Source organism: Stenotrophomonas sp. YJH_SMC_133 (genome assembly GCF_059370655.1).
In genome coordinates, this window is record NZ_JCAFTW010000013.1 from 139,315 (window position 1) to 162,300 (window position 22,986).

Genomic DNA, 22,986 nt, shown 5'->3' on the forward strand with positions numbered 1-22,986 from the left:
CATGGAAACGACCCCGTGAAAGCCCGCCCCGAAATTGCCGCCAAAGACCCGAAGGCCGACCTTGAAGCCCTGGCCCGGGCCTTTGCCGCCCTGCGCGAGCCGGAACAGGTCGAGGCCTTCCTGCGCGATCTGTGCACACCGGCCGAGCTGGAAGCCATGGCCGACCGCTGGAAGGTGGTGCCGCTGCTGCAGCAGGGCGTGCCGTACCGCGAGATCCACGAGCGCACCGGCGTCAGCGTGACCACCACCGGACGGGTGGCACGCACCCTTGAGCATGGCCATCGAGGCTATGCCGCCGCCATCGACCGCCTTGCCTCGCGCTGATCCGCGCCCCGTTCCGAACTTCGAGACCTCCCCCATGAGTGCAACCCAGGCAGCGCCGGCACGAGACCGGCTGCGTATCGCCATCCAGAAGAGTGGCCGGCTGGCCGAACCCGCGCGCAACCTGCTCAGCGCCTGCGGCCTGAGCTGGCGCGAGAGCCGCGACAAGCTGTTCTGCTACGGCGAATCGCTGCCGGTGGACCTGCTGCTGGTGCGCGACGACGACATCCCCGGCCTGATCGCCGACGGCGTCTGCGACCTCGGCATCGTCGGCCGCAACGAGCTGGACGAGCAGGCTGCGGCACGTCGCCAGATCGGCCTGCCGGATGCCTACCAGGCACTGCGCGGACTGGGCTTTGGCCAGTGCCGGCTGATGCTGGCGGTACCCGAGGAGTGGCAGTGGCAGGGACCGGCGCAGCTGGCCGGTGCCCGCATTGCCACCAGCTACCCGGCCATCCTCAAGCAATGGCTGGCCGAACAGGGCGTGGACGCACAGGTGGTCGAGCTGTCCGGGTCGGTGGAAATCGCCCCGCGCCTGGGTACCGCCGACCTGATCTGCGATCTGGTCTCCAGCGGCGCCACGCTGCGCGCCAACCAGCTGACCCCGGTGCACAACCTGCTCGACAGCGAGGCGGTGCTGGCCGGTGCGGTGCGCGTGCCGGATGATGCACGTGCATCGCTGCGCGCGATGCTGCTGCGCCGCCTCGACGGCGTGGTGCAGCGCCAGGACCGCAAGCTGTTGATGTTCCGCGCCAGCGAGGATCGCGTCGACGCGCTGGCGCAGCTGCTGGCCGATGCCGAGCCGCTGGTGCGGCTGCCGGCCGACGGCGGCGCACTGCGCCTGCAGACCATGTGCCCGGGCCCGCTGAGCTGGCAGCGCATGGAGGAACTCGAGCGCGCCGGCGCGCAGGGCTTGATGGTACTGAGCGTGGAGCGGTCGCTGGCATGAACCGTCTGATCTGGTCCCGACTTGATGAGGCCGCGCGCAGTGCGGCACTGACCCGCCCGGTGCAGACCGTGGCGCAGCAGACCCGCGATGCGGTGGCTACGCTGATTGCACAGGTGCGCGCGCAGGGCGACGACGCGCTACGTGCGATCACCGCACGTTTCGACGGTGTCGAGCTGCGATCGTTCGAAGTGAGCGAAGCCGAGTTCGCAGCGGCTGATGCCGCCGTCCCCGCCGAACTGCGCCAGGCGATGGTCGAAGCTGCCGAACGCATCGCCCGCTTCCACGCCGCCGGCATGGGTACGGGGTATGCCGTGGAAACCGCGCCGGGCGTGGTCTGCGAACGCATGCTGCGCCCGATTGGCCGGGTGGGCCTGTATGTGCCGGCCGGCAGCGCACCGCTGCCGTCCACCGCGCTGATGCTGGGCGTGCCGGCGCAGCTGGCCGGCTGCCCGCAGGTGGTGCTGTGCACGCCGCCGCGTGCCGATGGCACGGCCGATCCTGCGGTGCTGGTGGCCGCACGCCTGACCGGCGTGCAGCGCGTGTTCAAGCTGGGCGGCGCCCAGGCCATCGCTGCGATGGCTTACGGCACGGCCAGCATTCCGGCCTGTGACAAGCTGTTCGGGCCGGGCAACAGCTTCGTGACCGAAGCCAAGCAGCAGGTCGCACAGGACGGCGCCGCCGCCATCGACATGCCGGCCGGTCCCTCCGAAGTGCTGGTGATTGCCGATGCAGGTGCAAACCCGGCGTTCGTTGCAGCCGACCTGCTGTCGCAGGCCGAGCACGGCCCGGATTCGCAGGTGCTGCTGCTGACCGACGATACCGCGATGCTGGCGGCGGTCGAGGCTGAAGTCGAGCGCCAGGTGGCCTTGCTGCCGCGCCAGCAGATCGCACGCCAGGCGCTGTCGGCCTCGCGGCTGATCCAGGTCGATTCGTTGGACGAAGCCTTCGCGATCAGCAACCGCTATGCACCGGAGCACCTGATCCTGGCATTGCGTGATCCGCGCGCGTGGCTGGACAAGGTGCAGGCGGCCGGCTCGGTGTTCCTGGGGGATTACACCCCCGAAGCACTGGGCGACTACTGCAGCGGCACCAACCACGTGCTGCCGACCGCCGGTGCCGCGCGTGCCTACAGTGGCGTCAGCGTCGCCAGCTTCCAGAACCTGATCAGCGTGCAGAGCGCCAGCGCCGCAGGATTGGCGGCAATCGGCGGCTGCGCGCGCATCATCGCCAGTGCCGAAGGCCTGGATGCGCATGAGCGTGCAGTGGCCCTGCGCATGGAGGCAGCGGCATGAGTGCCTCCATTGATGACGTGCTGGCCCTGGTGCGCCCCGATCTGCAGGCCTTCGCTGGCTACAGTTCGGCGCGCAGCATGGCGGTGCAGGGCGAGGTCTGGTTGAACGCCAATGAATCAGCCTGGGCCAATCCGGCAGACGCCGCAGGCAGCAGCCGGCGCTATCCCGAACCGCAGCCGTTGGCATTGCGTGAGGGTCTGGCGGCGCTGTACGGCGTGACGCCACAGCAGCTGCTGATCGGTCGCGGCAGCGACGAAGCCATTGATCTGCTGGTGCGCGCGCTGTGCGTGTCGGGCCGCGATGGCGTGCTGGTCACGCCGCCGGTGTTCGGCATGTACGCTGTCTGCGCACGCCTGCAGGGTGCCGCGTTGATTGAAGTGCCGCTGGTGGACAGCGAGGATGGCCTTCGCGCCGACCTGGACGCGGTCATCGACACCGCCAGGGCACGCAATGCCAAGCTGGTGTTCCTGTGCGCACCGTCGAACCCGGCCGGCAGTGATATCGCCCTGGACGAGGTCGAACGGGTGGCGGTTGCGTTGCGCGGGCAGGCACTGGTGGTGGTGGACGAGGCCTATGTCGAGTACGCGCAGCGTCCGTCGGCGACCACGTTGCTGGCCGCGCACGCCAACCTGGCGGTGCTGCGCACGCTGTCGAAAGCACACGCACTCGCGGCCGCGCGCATTGGAACGCTGATCGCCGCCCCGGAACTGATTACCGTGCTGCGCCGCTGCCAGGCGCCGTATCCGGTGCCGACCCCGTGCGCGGAACTGGCCGTGCAGGCCCTGCAGCCGGCCGCGCTGGCACGCACCGCCGAGCGCGTGGCCACGGTCATCGCCGAGCGCGAACGCCTGCGAACGGCACTGGCCAGCCTGCCCGGTGTACGCCGGGTGTACGCCTCGTCCGGCAACTACCTGCTGGTCCGCTTCGCCGATGCACAGGCGGCGTTCGATACGCTGCTTGCTGCAGGGGTGGTGGTGCGCGACCAGCGCGCCGCGCCGCAGCTGGGCGATGCGCTTCGCATCAGTATCGGCAGCCCGGAAGAGAATGACCGCGTGCTCGCGGCCCTGTCGGCGCGGAGGGCCGCAGCATGACCCCGATCCTGTTCATCGACCGCGACGGCACCCTCATCGAGGAGCCGTCCGATTTCCAGATCGACGCCTACGAGAAGCTGCGCTTCGTGCCGCAGGTGATCCCGGCGCTGCTGAAGCTGCGGGATGCCGGCTACCAGTTCGTGATCGTCACCAACCAGGATGGCCTGGGCAGCGACAGCTACCCGCGTGCCAGCTTCGATGGCCCCAACGAGCTGATGCTGCAGATCTTCGAAAGCCAGGGCATCACTTTCCGTGACGTGCTGATCGACTGCAGCTGGCCGCAGGACAATGCGCCGACCCGCAAGCCGGGCATCGGACTGATGACGGCTTATCTGCAGGACCGCAGCATCGACTGGGCGCGTTCGGGCATGGTCGGCGATCGCATCACCGACCTGCAGTTTGCCGACAACCTCAACATCCGCGGTTTCCAGCTGCGCACCGAGCAGTTCGGTGGTCAGTGGGACTGGCCGGGCATTGCCCACGCGCTGGCCGACGCACCGCGCACCGCCGTGGTCCAGCGCAATACGAAAGAAACGAAGATCCGCGTCGAACTGGACCTGGATCGCGCGGGTGATGCACGCATCTCCACCGGCCTGCCGTTCTTCGACCACATGCTGGAACAGATCGGCAAGCACGGTGGCTTCGCGCTGGACATCCAGGCCGAGGGTGACCTGTACATCGACGAACACCACACCATCGAGGATACCGGGCTGGCCTTGGGCCAGGCCCTGCGCGAGGCGCTGGGCGACAAGCGCGGCATTGGCCGCTACGGCTTCACCCTGCCGATGGACGAGACGCTGGCCAGTGCTGCACTGGACTTCAGTGGCCGCCCGTACTTCGTGTTCGAGGGCGAGTTCAAGCGCGAGCGCGTGGGCGACATGCCGACCGAGCTGGTGCCGCATTTCTTCCGCTCGCTGTGCGATGCCAGCGGCCTGAACCTCAACCTGCAGGTACGCGGCGACAACGATCACCACAAGGTGGAGGCGTGCTTCAAGGCCCTGGCCCGCGCGCTGCGTCCGGCGCTGGCCCGGCAGGGCACGGCACTGCCGAGCACCAAGGGGGCGCTGTGAGTGACGTTGCGCTGATCGATGCCGGCGGCGCCAACCTGGGCTCGGTGCGCTACGCACTGGAGCGCCTGGGTGCGACGGTACGGCTGGTGCGCGATGTGGACGGTCTGGTCGGTGCGCAGCGGGTGATCCTGCCCGGCGTCGGCGCCGCCGGTCCCGGCATGCAGCGCCTGCACGCGCAGGGCCTGGTGGAACCGCTGCAGCGACTGGAGGTGCCGCTGATGGGCATCTGCCTGGGCATGCAGCTGCTGTTCGAACGCTCCGAGGAAGCGGGTGTGGAGACATTGGGCCTGATTCCCGGCGTGGTGCGCAAGCTGGTGCCGGCCTGCGGCATCCGGGTGCCGCACATGGGCTGGAACCGCCTGCTGCCGCTGCGCGAATCGCTGCTGCTGCGCGGCGTGCCGGAGCGTGCCAGCGCCTACTTCGTGCACAGCTACGCCGCGCCCCTCAATACCCACACCGTCGCTGCCTGCGACCACGGCGGCCTGTTCACTGCCGTGGTGGAGCAGGGGCGTTACTACGGCGCACAGTTCCACCCCGAGCGCTCCGGCGACACCGGCTCGCTGATGCTGCGCAATTTTCTCGAGGGCACTGCTGCATGAGTTTCATCGTCTACCCCGCGCTGGATATCCGCGACGGCCGCGTGGTGCGGCTGCGCCAGGGCGACTACGCGCAGGAAACCTCGTATGGCGACGATCCGTTGCCACGCGCGCAGGCCTTCGCCGCGCAGGGTGCGCAGTGGATGCATCTGGTCGATCTGGACGCTGCGCGCGCCGGTGGCTATACGCTGGCGCCGCTACTGTCGTCGATCCGCGCGCAGACATCGCTGCAGGTGCAGACCGGCGGTGGCGTGCGCGGCCGCGACGATGTGGCGCGCATCCTCGATGCCGGCGCCGGTCGCGTGGTGGTCGGCTCGCTGGCGGTGCGTCGCCCCGATGAAGTGGTCGGCTGGCTGGAGGAATTCGGCGCCGAGCGCATCACGATTGCGCTGGACGCGCGCCAGGACGCACAGGGGCAGTGGCAGCTGCCGGTGCACGGCTGGACCGAGAACGCCGGGGTGACCCTGGATGAGCTGGCTCAGCGCTACGCGCGCGCCGGCATGCGCCACCTGCTGTGTACCGACATCGCCCGGGACGGCATGCTGGCCGGGCCCAACATCTGCCTCTACCGGCACTTGTCGGGGTTGCTGCCGGGGGTGGCGGTGCAGGCCTCCGGAGGCATCCGCGACGTGGCCGATGTGGCCGAGGCGCGTGCCGCCGGCTGTGGCGGTGCGATCCTCGGCAAGGCACTGCTGGAGCAGCGCATGGACCTGGCGGAGGCGCTGGCATGTTGAGCCGCCGCATCATTCCCTGCCTGGACGTGCGCGATGGCCGCGTGGTCAAGGGCGTGCGCTTCCGCGACCACGTCGACATGGGCGACATCGCCGAGTTGGCGCAGCGCTATCGCGACCAGGGGGCAGACGAGCTGGTGTTCTATGACATCGGCGCCAGCCCCGAGGCGCGTTCGGTCGACGTTGCCTGGATCGAGCGCATCGCGCGGCTGATCGACATTCCGTTCTGCGTGGCCGGTGGCATCGACAGTGTGGAAACCGCGCGCCGCGTGCTGTTTGCCGGTGCCGACAAGGTGTCGATCAACTCGCCGGCGCTGGGGCGCCCGGAGCTGATCACCGAGCTGGCGGACGAGTTCGGCGTGCAGTGCGTGGTGGTCGGTGTCGATTCGGTGCGCGAGGCCGACGGGCAATGGCGGGTGCGTCGTTTCAGCGGCGATCCGGACAAGACCCAGGCGGTGCCGCTGCGCACCCTGGACTGGATCGTCGAAGCGCAACGGCGTGGCGCGGGCGAGATCGTGCTGAACTGCATGGACAGCGATGGCGTACGCCGTGGCTACGATGTCGTGCAACTGCAGCAGGCACGGGCATTGTGCCAGGTGCCGCTGATCGCCTCCGGCGGTGCGGGTGCGATGGAGCACTTCGCCGAAGCCTTTGACCAGGCCGACGTCGACGGCGCGCTGGCCGCCAGCGTGTTCCACAGCGGCGCGATCGCCATTCCGGAATTGAAGCGCTACCTGCGCGGACAGCAGATCGAGGTGCGGGATGTCTATTGAAGTCAGGCCGTCATTGGACGCATTGCAGGCGCTGGACTGGAGCAAGGGCGACGGCCTGCTGCCGGCGGTGGTGCAGGATGCCGATACCCTGCAGGTACTGATGCTGGGCTATGTGAGTGCCGAATCGCTGGCGGCCACGTTGGCCATCGGCCACATGACCTTCTTCAGCCGCAGCAAGCAGCGGTTGTGGACCAAGGGCGAGCAGTCCGGCAACGTACTGGTGGTGCAGTCGATCAGCGTCGACTGCGATGCCGATACTTTGCTGGTGATGGCACGGCCGGCGGGGCCAACCTGCCACACCGGTGCAGAGAGCTGCTTCGACCAGGCGCCGAAGGATTTCCTGGGCGGGCTGGGCCAGCTGGTGGCGATGCGTGAGGCGCAACGCCCGCCGGGCAGCTACACCACCAGCCTGTTCGAGGGCGGCATCCGCCGTATCGCACAGAAGGTGGGCGAGGAGGGGGTGGAGACCGCCCTGGCGGCGGTGGCGCAGGATGATGAGGCGTTGCTGGGCGAGGCCTCGGACCTGCTGTACCACCTGCTGGTGCTGCTGCGCGCGCGCGGGCTGTCGCTGGATGATGCGCGTGCGGTGCTGGAAAAACGCCATCGTTGACGTGTGGTAGTGCCGGCCGCTGGCCGGCAAGCCCCGGATGCCCGACGTTCATGAGGCTGCCGGCCAGCGGCCGGCACTACCGGCATGCGTCATCGCGTGCGCGATGTCATCAACGGAATCTACAATAGGCGGTCTTTCTTTACCCGGACCGCCCATGAAACTGCCTGCCGCCTGGCTGTGCTGCCTGTTGCTGACCTCGCCGGCCTGGGCCGCGGATACCGTGGTCACCGGCAAGGTCTATCTGGAGCGCGACGGCAAACCCGGCCGCGGTGCGACCGATCCGGGCCTGGCCGGCGTGCAGGTCTCCAACGGCGAGGCCATCGTCAAGACGGCTGCAGACGGCAGCTACAGCCTGCCGTTGCGTGATGGCCAGACCGTGTTCGTGATCAAGCCCGATGCGTATTCCTTCCCGAAAGCGGCCGACGGCCTGCCTTCGTTCTGGCGGCACTATCGCCCGAACGGTTCGCCGGCGTTGAAGTACGGCGGCATCGCCGCGACCAGCGACGTCACCCGCAACTGGGATTTCGCCCTGCAGTCGGATCGCCATGACAGTCGGCGCGGCTTCCAGATGCTGGTGTTCACCGATTCGCAGACCGCCAGCCTGAAGGATATCGGCTACTACCAGCAGTCGATCGTCGCGCCATTGGTGGGACAGACCAAGGCGCGCATGGGCACCACTCTGGGTGACATCGTCAACGACGACCTGACCTTGTATCCGGCGATCAACAAGGTCACCACCGGACTTGGCGTGCCGTGGTTCCATGTGCCGGGCAACCACGATCTCGACTTCGATGCGGCCAGCGACGAACACTCGCTGGACAGCTGGCGCAACATCTACGGTCCAGACACCTATGCGGTGGAAGAGGGCGGCGCCAGTTTCGTGTTCCTGGACGACGTGGTGTACGACCCCAAGGCCAAGCCGAAGTACATCGGCGGCCTGCGCGAAGACCAGTTCGCCTTCCTCGCCAGCTACCTGAAGGGCCTGCACAAGGATCGCCTGCTGGTGCTGGGCATGCACATCCCGCTGTTCGACGCGGCGCCCGGACGCGAGACCTTCCGCCATGCCGACCGCCAGCGCCTGTTCGACCTGCTGAAGGACTTCCGCAACGTGCTGGTGCTCAGCGGCCACAGCCACACCCAGCAGCACGTCTACCATGGCAAGGCCGAGGGCTGGAACGGCGACAAGCCGCTGCACGAATACAACGTCGGTGCCAACTGCGGTGCGTTCTGGTCAGGCGTCAAGAATGCCGCCGGCGTGCCGGACAGCACCATGAGCGATGGCACGCCGAAGGGCTATGCGTTGCTCGACGTGGCCGGCAATGGCAGCTACAGACTGCAGTACCGCGTGGCCGGAAAACCGGCCAGCGAGCAGATCGGCCTGCATGCGCCGAAGGTGCTGCGCCAGGGCGCCTACCCGGCCTGGGGCATCTATGCCAACGTCTACATGGGTGAGGATGCCAGCGTGGTCGAGTACCGCGTCGATGGAGGCGCCTGGCAGCCGATGAAGCAGGTCAGCCAACCCGATCCGCGCCTGATGGTGGAGAACGTGGCCGACGATCTTGCAGACAGCTTGCGTGGCTACGACCGCTCGCCGGAGGCCACCGCATCGCCGCACCTGTGGCGTGGCGCGCTGCCGACCGATCTGGCCGTGGGCAGCCACAAGGTCGAGGTGCGCTCCACCCAGCCCGACGGCGCGGTGTTCACCGCCAGCACCAGCTACAGCCTGCAGACTGCCCAGCCCTGACCCCGCACACCACCGCTCCAGCGAAAGGACCCCGCATGGATATCCGCTTCATGGCCGGCACCACGCCGGTGACCCTCAGCCGCCACTGGTTCACCGGCGCGATGCAGTTGCAGAGCGCCACCGAGACGGTCTGGGTGCAGCACCCGCTGCATCCGGGCACCCACTTCTCGTTCTCGCTGGTACAGTCGTGGCTGCGCCACATCGCCGGCCATGAAGTGCTGGTCGAGCGCACCCGGCCGCTGCTGTTCGCCGGCTTCCGCCCGCAGCGGCTGCGAGTGCTGGTGGATGGTGTGCAGGTGGCCGAACAGGAAGGCATGTAGGCCAACCTGAACCATCGGCGCGCTAGGCAAAGCCGCCCCGATGCCTGAGAATCGGGGCGATTCAATCGATCCAAGCAGGCCAGCGTGACCATCGCAGCAGCGTCCCCGGTTTCCTCTGACTCCGCCCGCGGCGGTCTTCCACGCCGTCTGGTCGTTGCCGATGTCGGCGGCACCTTCGCCCGCCTTGCGCTGGCTGAAACCCAACCCGGCCAGGCGCCGCTGCTGGGCAGCCATCGCACCTATGCCTGCGCCGAGCATCCCAGCCTGGCGGCGATCCTGGCCGATTTCACCGCAGGCCTTGGCCAGCCGGTGCAGACCGCGGTGGTGGCCATTGCCGGCCTGCTCGATGGCGATGTGCTGATCAATTCCAACCTGCCATGGACGGTCTCGCTGTCGGCCACCCGCGCGCAGTCCGGGTTGGGCGAACTGCAGCTGATCAACGATTTCGAGGCGGTGGCGCTGGCCATCCCTTATCTGCAGCCGGACACGCTGGTGCCGCTGAACGGCGATGCTGATCCGGCGCAGGCATTCCCGGCGCTGGTGCTGGGTGCTGGTACCGGCCTGGGCGCCGCACTGCGCTTTGCCGACGGCGAGCGCCCGGTGCTGGCCAGCGAGATCGGCCATGCCGCGCTTGGCGCCGGCAACGCGCTGGAACTGCAGGTGCTGGGCAAGCTGCTGCAGCGTTGGGCGCACGTGGACAACGAACGCGTGCTGTCCGGCAGCGGCCTGATGAACCTGTATCCGTGCCTGTGCGAACTGCGCGGCGTCACCCCGGTGTGGACCAGCACCGAGGCACTGATCGGCGCCGCACGCAGCGGCGAGGATGCGCTGGCCGTGGAAACACTGCAGGTGTTCTGTGCGTGGCTGGGCAGCCTGGCCGGCGACGCAGCGATCGCCGTCGGTGCACGTTCGGTGTACCTGGCCGGAGGCATTTCCGCGCATGTGCAGGATTTCCTGGCCGATGGCCGCTTCCGTGAGCGCTTCCTCAACAAGGGCGTGCTGACCGAGGTGCTGCGCCAGGTGCCGGTATGGCGCGTGGAGCACGGCCAGTTGGGCGTGCTCGGCGCAGCGGTCTGGCACGCCGCACGGCAGCCCACGCACGACTGATCGGCAGGGTCGGCATCGGGCCGGCCGTGCATTGCAGACTGGGAGGGGAAGATGGTGGATCGCAGGAAGTTCCTGCAGGCCGGTGCACTGGCTGCAGGCATGGCGGCTTTGCCGGGCGTGCGGGCGCGCAGCCAGGGCGGGGCGAAGGTCGTATCAACCTGGGATTTCGGCGTGCCGGCCAACCAGGCCGCATGGAAGGTGCTGGCGCAGGGCGGCAGCGCGCTGGATGCGGTGGAAGCAGGCGCACGCTGGGCCGAGAGCGAGCTGTGCAACCCCACCGTCGGCCATTGTGGCAACCCGGATCGCGACGGCGTGCTGAGCCTGGACGCGAGCATCATGGATGGCGATGGCCGTTGTGGCGCCGTGGCCGCGCTGGTCGACATCCTGCATCCGGTGTCGGTGGCCCGCAAAGTGATGGAGAACAGCCCACACGTGCTGCTGGTGGGCGAGGGCGCGCAGCAGTTCGCGGTGCAGCAGGGTTTCGAGCGCAAGCACCTGCTGACGCCGCAGGCCGAAGCGGCCTGGCGCGAGTGGCTGAAGACGGAGAAGTATCAGCCGCAGATCAACGCCGAGCGCCGTGGTATTCCCGGCAACAGCGACAACCACGACACCATTGGCATGCTGGCGCTGGATGCCAAGGGCCACCTTGCCGGTGCCTGCACCACCAGCGGCATGGCCTGGAAGCTGCACGGCCGGGTCGGCGACAGCCCGATCATCGGTGCCGGCCTGTATGTCGACAACGACGTGGGCGCGGCCACTGCTTCGGGCGTGGGTGAAGAGATGATCCGCAACGCCGCTTCGTTCCTGGTGGTCGAACTGATGCGCCAGGGGCGCTCGCCGGCACAGGCCTGCCGTGAAGCCATCGACCGCGTGGTCCGCAAGCGCCCCGAAGCGAGCAGGACACTGCAGGTCTGCTTCCTGGCCATGAACAAGCAGGGCGAGGTGGGCGCCTACGCGTTGCATCGCGGCTTCGTCTACGCCGTGTGCGATGCGCAGCGCCAGGATGACCTGCGCGACTCGCCGTCGATCTACACGAGCACCCAGGCGTGAGCACGCGGCTGACCCTGGAGGTTGCCAGTAACTCGCTGGCTTCGGCGCTGGCGGCACAGGCCGGCGGCGCCGACCGCATCGAGCTGTTCGACAACCTGGCCGAGGGTGGCACCACGCCGTCGTTCGCCACCATCGCGCTTGCGCGCGAACGCCTGTCGATTCCGCTGTTCGTGCTGGTGCGACCACGCCCGGGCGACTTCCACTACGACGCGCTGGAAACCGAACTGATGCTGCGTGACATCGCGCAGTGCCGCGCGCTCGGCTGCGATGGCGTGGTGATCGGTGCGCTGGATGTGCAGGGCGGCATCGACGTGGCGCTGTGCCGCGAACTGGTGCAGGCCGCCGGGCCGTTGCAGGCGACCTTCCATCGCGCCTTCGACGCCGCCCGTGATCTGCCGACGGCGCTGGAGCAGGTGATCGGGCTGGGCTGCCAGCGCGTGCTGACCTCGGGCGGTCAGGTCAGCGCCGAAGCCGGTGCCGATGTGCTGGCGGGACTGGTTACCCAGGCGGCAGGGCGCATCAGTGTGATGGCCGGCGCGGGGCTGGGCCCGGCCAATATCGCCACCGTCGCACGACGCAGCGGCTGCACCGAACTGCACGCCTCGGCCAAAGGCCTGCGGCGCTCGGCCATGCAGTTCCAGAACCCGGACCTGCGCGGGCTGGACCCGGACTGGAGCCAGACCGCCACCGCGACCGTGGCCGCGCTGCGACAGGCGCTGGACGGCTGAGAGCTGGCCGGGGTCGGATCCCTTCGCAGAAGGGCTCTGACCCACCCGACGCAATCGGGTCAGAGCCCCTCTGCGAGGGGATCCGACCCCGGACGCTGGCTTGCGCCGGACAAATCCGTTCCGCGCGCGATTGTCGCGATCATGTCATTGACGTGTGCGCTGTTCTCTCAGCGATGTTTCGCAACCCTTTGATTGTTCTTGATACCTGCGGCCGATAGCGGCATTGAACCGGGCATTGCTGCGTCGCCGCATGCCCGGCGTGGTTCAGCTGTGCTTTAGTTTGGATCGATCCACAGGGGAGGGCGTCGGGACGGTCTTGAACCGATCCAGGTGCCCGGATCAGCTGTAGTGCCGCGCCACCACCCGTCCGTGCGTCCACACTTTCGAAGAGCAACCACCCATGGCTCAGATCGTCCGCAAGCGTCGTCACCTGCTGTCCCAGGCCCTGGTCCTGGCCCTGTTGCCCCTGGCTGCCAGCGCGCAGGAGGCTGCCAGTTCATCCACCAAGGATCTCGACGCGGTCACCGTCACCGGCTCGCGCATCAAGCGCGCCAGCGTCGAAGGCCCGGCACCGGTCAACGTGATCACCGCCGCGCAGATCCAGAAGGAAGGCTTCGTCAGCGTGTACGACGCGCTGAAGACCCTCACCGAAGCGACCGGCACTGTTGAAGCCGCCTCGCAGTGGGGCTCGCACACGCCCAATGCCAGTGGCCTGAACCTGCGCGGGATGGGCCCGAACCGCTCGCTGCTGCTGGTCAACGGCCGTCGCGTGGCCGACTACCCGCTGCCCTATGGCGGTGAAACCAACTTCTCCAACTACGGCAACATTCCGGCCGCGGCGGTGGAGCGCATCGAAGTGCTGACCGGTGGCGCCTCGGCCATCTATGGCTCGGATGCGATCGCCGGCGTGGTCAACGTCATTCTGAAGACCAACTACGACGGCGACGAAGTGCGCGTGCGTGGCGGCACCTCCACCGAGGGTGGGCGCGACACCTGGGACCTGTCCTGGGCCGGCGGCAAGACCGGTGACAACTGGAGCGTGACCTACGCGCTGCAGTACACCAAGCGCGATCCGTTGTTCGGCCGTGACCGCCCGCAGATGGACGACGCCGATGATGCGCCGTACCCGTCCTGGAACATGGAACAACGCAAGGTCGGCTTCCGTCCTACCGCCGGTCTGGCGCTGATCGATCCCACCACGGGCCAGCGCCTGGCGCCGCCCACCGGCACCTGCGAGAAGTTCGGCAGTGAGTACTACACCGCCGATCGACTGGTCTACAACTACGCCGCCAACACCATCACCAACACCGGCCGCCTGTGCGGCATGAGCGCCGACTACGCCAACTGGCTGCTCACCGGCGGCGCCGAGAACGTGTCCGGCAACCTGTATGCCACCTTCGATTTCAGCAATGACCTGCAGGCCTGGACCAATCTGGCGGTCTACCGTTCCGAAGCGATCTGGGGCACCAATCCGCCCGGCGTGTCGCTGGTCGACGATGACAACGGCTACTACTGGGACGCCAACCGCAACCGCCCGATCCTCGGCGTGCGCCAGTTCACTCCAAACGAGGTGGGTGGCCTGGATACGCTGCGTAACACCAACCGCGAACTGTCCTGGGACTGGAGCGCCGGCCTGCGTGGCCGCCTCGCCGACCGCTTCGACTGGAGCGCCACGGTGGGGCGCTCGTACTACCGCGTGGAAGAACGGCAGAACGTGGTCGACAAGCAGAAGTCGTACGACTACTTCCTCGGCCCGAAGCTGGGCACCACGGCCGATGGCGAGGCGATCTACGCCTTGAACGAATCGCGCTGGTGGAATCCGCTGACGCCGGACCAGTACTGGCAGATGGGTACGGTGGCGAAGAACCGTGCGGCGTCCTGGGTCAACCAGGCCTCGGCGGATATCACCGGCGAACTGTTCCAGGGCTGGGCCGGCCCGATCTCGTTCGCCGCGGTGGCTGAAGTCGCGCAGCAGGGTTATCACCTCAGCCCCGACCCACGCGCAGGCATCGACTTCGACCTGCAGAACGTCGATCGCGGTGGCGGCGAGCGCACCCGCTATTCGGCCGGCGTCGAATTCAAGATTCCGCTGCTGGACAGCGTGACCGCCACTGCGGCCGCGCGCTATGACCGCTATGGCAACTACAAGGCCGACGACAGCAGCGAAGCACTGGACATCGGCAGCCAGAAGGAAACCACCTGGAACGTCGGCCTGGAATGGCGCCCGGTTGAATCGTTGCTGGTGCGTGGCTCCTATGCCACCAGCTTCCATGCGCCGGACATGCATTACCTGCTGGGCCAGCCGAGCAGCTCCGAAGTGCAGACCTATGACCGCCTGCGCTGCATCCAGAGTGGCGCGTACCTGGTCAACAACTGCGGCGTGGGCAACACCGATGTCTGGTACACCTTCGACGTGAACCGGCGTGGCACGCCGCTGCTGCGCTCGGAAACCGGTGATTCGTGGACGGTCGGTTTCGTCTGGGACGTGATGCCGAACCTGTCGGTCAGTGCCGACTACTGGGCGATCAAACTGGAAGACATGATCGTCGACGTCGGCGCCGATGAGGTGCTGGCCAGCGAGGCCGGCTGCCTGACCGGCAAGAACATCGATGGCACGCCATGGGCCAATCCGGCCGGTGGCGAATACTGCGCCGGCATCCTGGCACGCGTGAACCGTGACAGCAGCGGCCGCTTGGTGTCGATCGAGCGCGGCCCGTTCAACCTGGCCAGCCGCGAAGTACGTGGTGTCGACCTGACCGCACGCTATCGCCTGGAAACCGCGCAGTGGGGCAGCTTCCAGCTGGGCCTGAACTACACCAACCAGATCTCGACCAAGGAACAGCGCTACGCCAACGACCCGAACCCGGAACGCCGCGACCGCGACCTGCGCAGCAAGCTGCGCGCGAGCCTGGCCTGGCAGCACGGCAACTGGAATGCCAATGTCTATGCCGACCGCGTGGGCTCGGTGCCGGGCGTGCGCTACCACTGGGGCACCGACCGCCTGGACAACCCCGGCGGCTGCCTGCCGTTCGCCGACGGCTACGTGCCCAGCGACAGCCCGTCGCTGAACTGCCTGGAGCCGGCGACACGTCCGGACGGCTCGCCGAACCCGAACCCCAATGCCGGGCAGCAGACGGCGCGCTACTACGGTCGAGTGGGGCCGTTCATCACCTGGAACTTCAACGTGGGCTACCAGGTAACCGAACACGCGAAGGTAAACGTGTACCTCAACAACGCCTTCAACTCCGCCAGCTGGAACCACAAGGACCCGTACAAGCTGGATTACGACTTCGCCCCGACCCGCCTGCTTGGCGCGGTCGGCCGCGAGTTCGCGTTGGAGTACGTGTTCACCTTCTGAGCAGACCCGCAGGGGGCGCCGGGCTTGATCCGCCTGGCGCCTCCGTCCGCTCGGTAGTTCCACGCCATGCGTGGATGAACCCCATCATGAACCCCGGGGTGGCTGGATTTGACCTTCCCACGATGGCAAGGTTTAGCCTGTCCGCATCCAGAAGGAACCCCGGGAATCCGATCATGAGCACGCCCCGCGCCACTGCAGCCCCCGCAAGCCCTGCCACCATCAGCCTGCCCATCGAGGGCATGACCTGCGCCAGCTGTGTCGGCCGGGTCGAGGCGGCGCTGTCCAGGGTCGAAGGTGTGGGCAGTGTTTCGGTCAATCTGGCCACTGAGCGCGCGGATATCCGCCCGTCCGGTCCGGTCGATCGGGCCGCGTTGATCCAGGCGGTGGAGCGGGTGGGCTACGACGTGCCCCCCGCCACCGTTGAACTGGCCGTGGAAGGCATGACCTGCGCCTCCTGCGTGGGCCGCGTGGAGCGCGCGTTGCTGGCGGTGCCAGGCGTGAGCCAGGCCAGCGTGAACCTGGCCACGGAGCGTGCGACCGTGCGCGGCGTGGCTGATACGGCCGCCTTGGTTGCGGCCATCGACAAGGTCGGCTACGCCGCCCGCCCGATCGAGGCCGGTGTGCAGTCCGATGATGAAGCCGCTGAAAAGAAGGATGCCGAGCGCGCCGAACTGAAGCGCGACCTGATCGTGGCGACCGCGCTGGCGCTGCCGGTGTTCGTGCTGGAGATGGGCTCGCACCTGATTCCCGGCATGCACGAATGGGTGATGGCCACCATCGGCATGCAGGCCAGCTGGTACCTGCAGTTCGTACTGACCCTCCTGGTGCTGGCCATTCCCGGCCGCCGTTTCTACCAGAAGGGGTTCCCGGCACTGCTGCGGCTGGCGCCGGACATGAATTCACTGGTGGCGGTGGGCACCGCCGCGGCGTTTGGCTACTCGGTGGTGGCGACCTTTGCACCGCGGCTGCTGCCGCCGGGCACGGTGAACGTCTACTACGAAGCGGCCGCGGTCATCGTTGCGCTGATCCTGCTCGGCCGCTTCCTCGAGGCCCGCGCCAAGGGCCGTACCTCCGAAGCGATCAAGCGTCTGGTCAACCTGCAGGCCAAGGTCGCCCATGTGTTCCGTGACGGCCGCACCGTCGACATCCCGGTCAATGAAGTGCAGAGCGGCGACATGGTGGAAGTGCGGCCGGGCGAGCGCGTGCCGGTCGATGGCGAGGTGGTTGAAGGCCGCAGCTACATCGACGAATCGATGATCAGCGGCGAGCCGATCGCGGTCGAGAAGCAGCCGGGCAGCAGCGTGGTGGGCGGTACGGTCAACCAGAAGGGCGCACTGACGGTACGTGCCACGGCGGTGGGCGCGCAGACCATGCTGGCGCAGATCATCCGCATGGTCGAACAGGCGCAGGGCTCGAAGCTGCCGATCCAGGCGGTGGTCGACAAGGTCACGCTGTGGTTCGTGCCGGCGGTGATGCTGGCCGCGCTGGCGACCTTCCTGGTCTGGTTGATCTTTGGTCCGTCACCGGCGCTGAGCTTCGCGCTGGTCAACGCGGTAGCGGTGCTGATCATTGCCTGCCCGTGCGCGATGGGGCTGGCCACGCCGACCTCGATCATGGTCGGTACCGGCCGCGGCGCCGAAATGGGCGTGCTGTTCCGCAAGGGCGAAGCACTGCAGCTGCTGAAGGACGCGAAGGTGGTGGCGGTGGACAAGACCGGCACGCTGACCGAAGGCCGCCCGCGCCTGACCGACTTCGAGATCACGGACGGTTTCAATCGCAGCACCGTGCTGGCGGCGGTTGCCGCAGTGGAATCGCGCTCTGAGCATCCGATTGCCCGCGCCATCGTCGATGCAGCCACCGAGCAGGGCATCGCGCTGCCGTCGATGGTCGATTTCGAATCAGTCACCGGCATGGGCGTGCGTGCCAACGTTGATGGTGCGCGGGTGGAGGTCGGTGCCGATCGCTTCATGCGCGACCTGGGCGTGGACATCACTTTGTTCGCGACGCTGGCGGCAGAGCTGGGCACCCAGGGCAAGTCGCCGCTGTATGCCGCCATCGACGGCCGCCTGGCCGCAATCATCGCGGTATCCGATCCGATCAAGCCGAGCACGCCGGCCGCAATCGCGGCACTGCATCAGCTTGGCCTGAAGGTGGCGATGATCACCGGTGACAACGCTGGTACCGCGCAGGCGATCGCGCGCCAGCTCGACATCGACGAAGTGGTGGCCGAGGTGCTGCCGGAAGGCAAGGTCGAGGCGGTGCGCCGGCTGAAGGCCGCGCATGGTCATGTTGCGTTCGTCGGCGATGGCATCAACGATGCACCGGCGTTGGCCGAGGCCGATATTGGTCTGGCCATCGGCACCGGTACCGATATCGCGGTGGAATCGGCCGACGTGGTGCTGATGTCCGGCAACCTGCAGGGCGTGCCGAATGCCATCGCGCTGTCGAAGGCGACGCTGGGCAACATCCGGCAGAACCTGTTCTGGGCCTTCGCCTACAACACCGGGTTGATTCCGGTAGCGGCCGGCGTGCTGTACCCGGTCTGGGGCGTGCTGCTGTCGCCGGTGTTCGCGGCCGGTGCGATGGCCCTGTCCAGCGTGTTCGTGCTGGGCAACGCGCTGCGCCTGCGCCGCTACCAGCCGCCGATGGCGGATGCCGCCGCTGCCACCCACTGAAGGAGATCCGCATGAACATCGGTGAAGCTGCCAAGGCCTCCAGCGTGTCGGCGAAGATGATCCGCTACTACGAACAGATCGGCCTGATTCCCGCCGCTGATAGAACCGAGTCGGGCTACCGGGCGTATTCGCAGGCGGACATCCACCGTCTGCGCTTCATTCGCCGCGCGCGCGATCTCGGCTTCCAGGTGGCCGAGATCACTGATCTTCTGGGCCTCTGGAATGACACCTCGCGGCACAGCGCCGACGTCAAGCATCTGGCCGAGCAGCACATCGTCGATCTGGAACAGCGCATCGAGCACATGCGGCAGATGGCCGACACGCTGAAGTCGCTGATCAATTGCTGCGCGGGCGACGAGCGCCCGGAGTGCCCGATCCTGCAGCGGCTGGGTGAGGACGATGAGACGCCGGTACCGGTCGATACCGCCAAGACCGGTGCGGTGCGGCGCCGTACGCACAAGCATTGACTCGATATCGCATGCATGAAAAAGCCCGCCGGGTGCAGCGGCACCGGGCGGGCTTTCCTGTGTGAGACGGGGCAGGGGATCAGGCAGTACGCGGCGGGAAGCCGGCGTCGTTCACTGCGGCGAAGACGTCTTCCTGCGATGCGGTGGTCTGCACCTTGACCAGGCCGGTCGGCGGGTCGGCGACCACGCTGGCGTTGGGATCGATCTGCTGGATCGCACGGGTCACGCTGCGCGCGCAGCCGCCGCAGGTCATGCCATCGACATGGAATTCCATCTGTAGCTCCTTCGGTGCTCTTGGGGTGGAGTCAGTGTGCACCTTCCAACGATGGCAGGGTCAAGCGCCGGGCTGAACGAAAGGCAAGGCGCCGACAGAAAAAAACGGCAGCCACCTGTACCAGCGCGGCTGCCGTGGAGGAACGTCCCCGCCAGGGCGGGGCGTGGGTTGCACCGGGGCACGCCCGGGCAACCCGGTGTTGCCTTAGAACTTCCAGGTAGCGCCGAAGTACAGCTGGCGGCCTGCATAGGTATTGGAGATCAGGCGTGACTTGGTGTCGCTTCCCAGGTGCACGCGCTGCTCGGACTTGGTGGCATTGATAACCGAGGCGGTCAGGGTCCAGTCCGGGGTCAGGTTGTAGGCAACGTTCAGGTCCAGCTGGTCATACGGCTCGGTGTAGACGGTGAGGCCATTGTTGAGCCCACCGACCACCTGGCCGCGACGGTTGAACGAGGCGCGCGCGAGGAACTTCTCGTTCTCGTAGAAGACCGTCACGTTGGCCTGGTTCTTGGCGCTGCCGACCAGCGGCGAGGAGCCGATTTCCTGCCCGTCCAGAACAATGGAAGCCAGGTTGGTGTCGTTGTAGGTGTAGTTGGCCTGCACGCCGAAGCCGAAATCGAAGGTGTACTGGCCATACAGCTCGACGCCCTGCGACACACCATCGCGGCCATTGGCCTGGGTCTCGTAGCGCTGCACGTTCATCGCTTCACCGTTGATGACCATGGGCGTGTCGCGCACCACCGGCAGGGTGAAGTTGTCCACGTTCTTGCGGAACAGGCTGACGCCGGCGACCGCGCCCGGCTGGAAGTACCACTCCAGGCCCAGGTCGAACTGGGTGGCCTTGAACGGCTCCAGCTGCTTGTTGCTGCCCTGGCCGACCCAGCCTGCGGTCGATGCGCCACCGGCAACGCGGCGATCATTGACGTACTCCTCGCTGTAGTAGCTCAGCGCGCCCGGTGCTGCGATATCGGTGTAGCCAGGGCGGGCGATCACCTTCGATGCGGCACCACGCAGCACCAGCGTGTCGGTGATGTCCCATGCAATGTTGAAACTCGGCAGCACGTCGGTGTAGGTGCGGTCCACGCCGATCAGGCTGTAGGTCTTGCTCTGCGCCAGGTCATGCGGCAGGCGCACGAAGCCGCTCTCGCAGCTGTAGGTCGGGTAGGCCGCAGCGGCGGGATCGGTGCACGCCATCGGCGCGCCGGACGCGTTGTCCAGGAAGTAGTCGTTGAACTTCTCGATCGAGTCGGAAGACTGCGCGAACTGCTTGGTGCGCACCACACGCACGCCGACATTGCCGCGCAGGCGCTCGGTGCGGAAGTTGGCCTGGAAGTAGCCGGAGTAGATCTTCTCGTTGACGTTGTAGACGAAGTCTTCCTCGGTACGGTTGTGCGAACCACCGTAGGTCTTGTTCAGATAGTCGATGTACGCCGGGTAGTTGATGCCCGGGAACACGTTGGCATTGAAGCCACCGGCAATGTTGCTGATCGGGTTCGACAGGAAGAAGCCGGGCTGCGCATCGCCGGCAGTCGGATCGCAGCCACTCTGGTAGCGGCTGTTGTCATAGTCGGCCGGGTCACGGCCCGGGCATACCCAGTAGGTGTTGCCGGTGTTGCGGTGGACCTTGCCATCACGGTACTTGGCACCGAACTGGATCGAATCCAGCCAACCGGACTCGAACAGCTTGGTCACGTCGGCCTGGAAGTAGTTCTGCTTGACCTCGGTGCGCTTCCACGACGAATCGGTCGAGCCGGTGTCGACTTCGGCGATGCCGTTCATCAGCTGCTGCTGCAGGTCGGGCGAGAAGGTGGCAGACGGCGTGCCGGTCAGGTCCCATGCGCTGTACTGGTTACCGGACAGGTAGTCGTTGCCGACCTTGCGGCGCGGCTTGGCCGACATGCGGAAGTTCATCGACGGACCACCTTCAGACCAGGTGCGGCCACCGGTGAACGAGGCCTTCCACAGCGGGCTGATGTCCCAGTCGATGGTCAGGTCGGCGGTCTGCGACAGCGCCTTTTCCTTGCTGTAGCCACCGGTCAGCTGCGGTGTCGGAATCGTGCAGTCGTCCGGGCCCCAGCCGCCGGGCTTGAGGCCGGCGGCCTTGGCCTGGTCTTCGCTGCAGTAGTAGGTCTTTCCGGCCAGCTTTTCGAACTGGGCACCGGTGACGGTGTTGCCGCTGGGGTCGAAATCCAGGCCGTTGAGCAGGCGGCCGCCGGCCCAGTTTCCATCGCCGTTGAAGCGGGCCATGCTCCATTCCGGAATCTTCAGCATGTTCTGGGTGTAGTCACCCTGCAGCTCGAAGCGGAAGTAGTTGGCGGTCATCGTGACGTTGTCGACCGGCTTGAACTGGAAGGTCAGCTGGCCGCCCTTGCGCTCGCGCTTTTCTTCCTTCACGGCGAAGTTGACCGAGGTCGGCATGAAGAAGTCGCTGTAGTTGCCGCCGGTCTGGTTGTTGAAGCCGGACTTGCCCCACCAGTAGTGGATGCCGTCCTGCTGCTGCACGTTGCCATAGGCGTCGCGTGCCTTGCCGGCGCCGTACCACTGGTAGTCCTCGGTGCTGGCTTCCATGGTACGGGTCGTGCGCTTCTGCTGCGTCACGCCGACCAGCACGCCGAAACGCTCATCCTTGCTGTGCCACGAATACAGGGCCGAGGCCTGCGGGTCGATATCGTGGTGGGTATCGGAGGAGGTGCCCTCGAGCGTGACGAAGCCCGAGTTGGACTCCATGTCCAGCGGACGGCGGGTGTGCAGGATGACCGTGCCGCCGATGCCGCCTTCGTCGATGCGTGCTTCCGGCGACTTGAACAGCTCGGCGCTGGACAGCATGTTCGACGGCAGCAGGGTGTAGTTGAACGAACGGGTGGCTTCGTCGTTGGTTTCCGACGTGGCCACGTAGTTGCCATTCAACTGGGTCAGGGTCAGGTCCGGCGCAAGGCCGCGCACGCTGACACTCTTGCCTTCACCACCGCTGCGGGTGATGACCACGCCGGGCACGCGCTGCAGTGCGTCGGCCACGTTCTTGTCGGGGAACTTGCCGACGTCCTCGGCGGTGATCACTTCGACAACGGCGTTGGCGTCGCGCTTCTGCTCAAGGCTCTTTTCGATGGCGTAGCGGTAGCCGGTGACCTGGACGCTGTCCAGGTTGGTGGCTTCCTGCGAGCCGCTGGTGGTTGCCTGCTGCGCGGCGGCGCCGGCCGGAACGACGGCGGCGGCCAGGGCCAGCGCGATGGCCAGCGACAGTGCGTCCTGGCCATGCGTACGTGTTGAATGCTTCATTCCCATCTCTCCCTCTCTCCTGGATTGATCCGGTGACGTGGCACGGACAACTTGAATCGATCTAATTTGAAGTGACATTGTCGCTATCGCCATGCAGTGGCAGTTGCACCGTACGCGTGGCCTGGTACGTCCTGTTGCCGCTCCCCCAACTCCCGGCCATCGCAATGTCGTCTTGGATCGATCTAAGCGATGGGCGGGCGTTTTTTAGCATGGGTCGCCCGTGGGCGCATGCTGCTCCGCAATATGGTACTGGCGTGGCGAAGGGATGACGGTTTGCTGAAAACAGTGAAATCGTTTTCGTGCGCAGGGGAGGGTGGGTCGGCAGGGCTGCGCCCTGCACCCGCGGTGTGCCGGCCGCTGGCCGGCAACAACCCAAAGCCAAAGCGGCTCTGGTTTTCTGCTGGTTTGGTGGGGCGGTGTGGGCTGGCAGGACACGCCGTAAACCCCCCTTCCGGGGTCCGGCCCAGCCGCTGGCGGCTGTGCGTTCGGGCGCTTGCGAAGCAGTGCTTCGCAAGCAAAGCGCCCTCACCCCTGGGGGCTCGATGGCGCCATCC

At 67.0% G+C, this 22,986-nt stretch carries 19 protein-coding genes; 17 read left to right on the forward strand and 2 right to left on the reverse strand.

Features of this window, described 5'->3' with window-relative positions:
• Window positions 1-15 precede the first annotated feature (15 nt).
• The 17 genes from AC5P78_RS18330 (at window position 16) to cueR (ending at window position 18,882) form a co-directional block, all read left to right on the forward strand.
• Window positions 16-324, forward strand: a complete 309-nt coding sequence (locus tag AC5P78_RS18330; protein ID WP_005416326.1) for a YerC/YecD family TrpR-related protein — start codon at window positions 16-18, stop codon at window positions 322-324.
• A gap of 34 nt (window positions 325-358) precedes the next feature.
• Window positions 359-1,270, forward strand: a complete 912-nt coding sequence (gene hisG / locus AC5P78_RS18335) for an ATP phosphoribosyltransferase (RefSeq protein WP_012480030.1) — start codon at window positions 359-361, stop codon at window positions 1,268-1,270.
• Window positions 1,267-2,562 (forward strand): histidinol dehydrogenase, encoded by a 1,296-nt coding sequence (gene hisD / locus AC5P78_RS18340; protein WP_414498646.1) that lies wholly within the window; start codon window positions 1,267-1,269, stop codon window positions 2,560-2,562. Before hisG ends, hisD begins: the two co-directional genes overlap by 4 nt.
• A complete protein-coding gene (gene hisC, locus AC5P78_RS18345; protein WP_241880192.1) occupies window positions 2,559-3,653 on the forward strand; it encodes a histidinol-phosphate transaminase in 1,095 nt (364 codons plus the stop codon). The genes hisD and hisC overlap by 4 nt, the downstream gene beginning before the upstream one ends.
• Complete coding sequence (gene hisB / locus AC5P78_RS18350) at window positions 3,650-4,723, forward strand: bifunctional histidinol-phosphatase/imidazoleglycerol-phosphate dehydratase HisB (protein ID WP_241875929.1); 1,074 nt, start codon at window positions 3,650-3,652, stop codon at window positions 4,721-4,723. The genes hisC and hisB overlap by 4 nt, the downstream gene beginning before the upstream one ends.
• Window positions 4,720-5,322 (forward strand): imidazole glycerol phosphate synthase subunit HisH, encoded by a 603-nt coding sequence (gene hisH / locus AC5P78_RS18355; protein WP_227415213.1) that lies wholly within the window; start codon window positions 4,720-4,722, stop codon window positions 5,320-5,322. Before hisB ends, hisH begins: the two co-directional genes overlap by 4 nt.
• A complete protein-coding gene (gene hisA / locus AC5P78_RS18360) occupies window positions 5,319-6,053 on the forward strand; it encodes a 1-(5-phosphoribosyl)-5-[(5-phosphoribosylamino)methylideneamino]imidazole-4-carboxamide isomerase (protein WP_049395190.1) in 735 nt (244 codons plus the stop codon). Before hisH ends, hisA begins: the two co-directional genes overlap by 4 nt.
• Entirely contained in the window at window positions 6,047-6,823 is a 777-nt protein-coding gene (gene hisF, locus AC5P78_RS18365; RefSeq protein ID WP_005409431.1) for an imidazole glycerol phosphate synthase subunit HisF, read from the forward strand. Before hisA ends, hisF begins: the two co-directional genes overlap by 7 nt.
• Window positions 6,813-7,433 (forward strand): bifunctional phosphoribosyl-AMP cyclohydrolase/phosphoribosyl-ATP diphosphatase HisIE, encoded by a 621-nt coding sequence (gene hisIE, locus AC5P78_RS18370; RefSeq protein ID WP_012480037.1) that lies wholly within the window; start codon window positions 6,813-6,815, stop codon window positions 7,431-7,433. The genes hisF and hisIE overlap by 11 nt, the downstream gene beginning before the upstream one ends.
• A gap of 154 nt (window positions 7,434-7,587) precedes the next feature.
• Window positions 7,588-9,177, forward strand: coding sequence for a calcineurin-like phosphoesterase C-terminal domain-containing protein (locus AC5P78_RS18375; protein WP_172711738.1), 1,590 nt, complete (start codon window positions 7,588-7,590; stop codon window positions 9,175-9,177).
• 35 nt (window positions 9,178-9,212) lie between these two features.
• Window positions 9,213-9,497: a hypothetical protein gene (locus tag AC5P78_RS18380; RefSeq protein WP_012480039.1), complete on the forward strand. Its 285-nt coding sequence runs from the start codon at window positions 9,213-9,215 to the stop codon at window positions 9,495-9,497.
• Window positions 9,498-9,581: 84 nt separating this feature from the next.
• On the forward strand, window positions 9,582-10,604 hold the full coding sequence (locus tag AC5P78_RS18385; protein WP_138969631.1) for a glucokinase: 1,023 nt from the start codon (window positions 9,582-9,584) through the stop codon (window positions 10,602-10,604).
• A 51-nt stretch (window positions 10,605-10,655) separates the two neighbouring features.
• A complete protein-coding gene (locus AC5P78_RS18390) occupies window positions 10,656-11,654 on the forward strand; it encodes a glycosylasparaginase (protein WP_138969630.1) in 999 nt (332 codons plus the stop codon).
• Complete coding sequence (locus tag AC5P78_RS18395; RefSeq protein WP_138969629.1) at window positions 11,651-12,382, forward strand: copper homeostasis protein CutC; 732 nt, start codon at window positions 11,651-11,653, stop codon at window positions 12,380-12,382. The genes AC5P78_RS18390 and AC5P78_RS18395 overlap by 4 nt, the downstream gene beginning before the upstream one ends.
• A gap of 400 nt (window positions 12,383-12,782) precedes the next feature.
• Complete coding sequence (locus AC5P78_RS18400) at window positions 12,783-15,740, forward strand: TonB-dependent receptor plug domain-containing protein (RefSeq protein WP_329761489.1); 2,958 nt, start codon at window positions 12,783-12,785, stop codon at window positions 15,738-15,740.
• A gap of 173 nt (window positions 15,741-15,913) precedes the next feature.
• The gene (locus AC5P78_RS18405) at window positions 15,914-18,415 is read left to right on the forward strand and encodes a heavy metal translocating P-type ATPase (protein WP_065183916.1); all 2,502 of its coding nucleotides are present in this window, start codon (window positions 15,914-15,916) and stop codon (window positions 18,413-18,415) included.
• An 11-nt stretch (window positions 18,416-18,426) separates the two neighbouring features.
• Window positions 18,427-18,882: a Cu(I)-responsive transcriptional regulator gene (gene cueR, locus AC5P78_RS18410; RefSeq protein WP_043035085.1), complete on the forward strand. Its 456-nt coding sequence runs from the start codon at window positions 18,427-18,429 to the stop codon at window positions 18,880-18,882.
• A 79-nt stretch (window positions 18,883-18,961) separates the two neighbouring features.
• On the opposite strand, the gene AC5P78_RS18415 is transcribed toward cueR, so the two are convergent.
• Window positions 18,962-19,156, reverse strand: a complete 195-nt coding sequence (locus AC5P78_RS18415) for a heavy-metal-associated domain-containing protein (RefSeq protein WP_005409441.1) — start codon at window positions 19,154-19,156, stop codon at window positions 18,962-18,964.
• A gap of 204 nt (window positions 19,157-19,360) precedes the next feature.
• Window positions 19,361-22,438 carry a TonB-dependent receptor gene (locus tag AC5P78_RS18420; protein ID WP_495217318.1) on the reverse strand — a complete coding sequence of 1,026 codons (3,078 nt, stop codon included), beginning with the start codon at window positions 22,436-22,438 and terminating at the stop codon, window positions 19,361-19,363.
• Window positions 22,439-22,986 lie beyond the last annotated feature (548 nt).